1 protein-coding gene is annotated in these 1,151 nt (G+C 66.3%); it reads left to right on the forward strand.

What is annotated here, in order from left to right; translation table 11 throughout:
* A partial coding sequence (manD, locus tag CXQ90_RS21635) for a D-mannonate dehydratase ManD (protein WP_308470566.1) occupies positions 1 to 1,151 on the forward strand: 1,151 nt, incomplete at both ends.

Consider the following 1,151-nt stretch of genomic DNA (forward strand, 5'->3'; position numbering starts at 1 on the left):
ATTGCTGCGGAAGTGTTCGTGACGAGCCCGTCCCGTAACTTCGTGACCCTCCGGATCACCACCGAGGACGGGGTGACCGGGATCGGTGATGCCACCCTGAACGGCCGCGAGCTCGCGGTGGCGGCGTACCTCAAGGAACACGTCGCGCAGCTGCTGATCGGGAAGGATCCGCATCGGATCGAGGATACCTGGCAGTTCCTGTACCGGTCCTCGTACTGGCGCCGGGGTCCGGTGACGATGGCCGCGATCGCGGCGGTGGACATGGCGTTGTGGGATATCAAGGGCAAGATCGCCGGGATGCCGGTGTATCAGCTCCTCGGCGGGGCGTCGCGGAACGGTTTGCGGGCGTACGGGCACGCGTCGGGCGCGGACATCCCGTCTTTGTTCGATTCGGTCCGCGAGCATCTGGAGCTGGGCTACAAGTCGGTCCGGATCCAGACCGCCGTCCCTGGCATCAAGGCCGTCTATGGCGTCGCGGCCCAGGCGCAGGCCTCGGGGGAGCGGTATGACTACGAGCCCGCCGGGCGCGGGGCGTTCCCGGTGGAGGAGGACTGGGACACCCGGGCCTACCTGCGCCACCTGCCGTCGGTGTTTGAAGCCGTCCGGAACGAATTCGGCCCGGAGCTGCCTTTGCTGCACGACGGGCACCACCGGATGACCCCGATCCAGGCCGCGAAGCTGGGCAAGGCGCTGGAACCCTATGACCTGTTCTGGCTGGAGGACTGCACGCCGGCGGAGAACCAGGAGGCGCTGCGCCTGGTCCGCCAGCACACCACCACCCCGCTGGCCATCGGGGAGATCTTCAACACCGTGTACGACTACCAGACCATCATCAAGGAACAGCTGATCGACTACGTCCGGGCAGCCTCCACACACTTCGGCGGGATCTCCCCGCTGAAGAAGGTGATGGACTTCGCCGCGCAGTACCAGATCAAGTCCGGCTTCCACGGCCCCACCGACATCTCCCCGGTCGGGTTCGCGGCGCAGCTGCACGTGGGCCTGGCGATCCACAACTACGGCATCCAGGAATACATGCAGCACTCGGACGCGACCAACACGGTGTTCGAGCAGTCCATGACGTTCGTGGACGGCTACCTGCACCCGGGCGACAAGCCCGGCATCGGCGTCGAATTCAACGAAGAGGCCGCCGC

The sequence above is a fragment of the Arthrobacter sp. ZGTC131 genome, assembly GCF_002929275.1.
Taxonomy (GTDB): domain Bacteria; phylum Actinomycetota; class Actinomycetes; order Actinomycetales; family Micrococcaceae; genus Arthrobacter.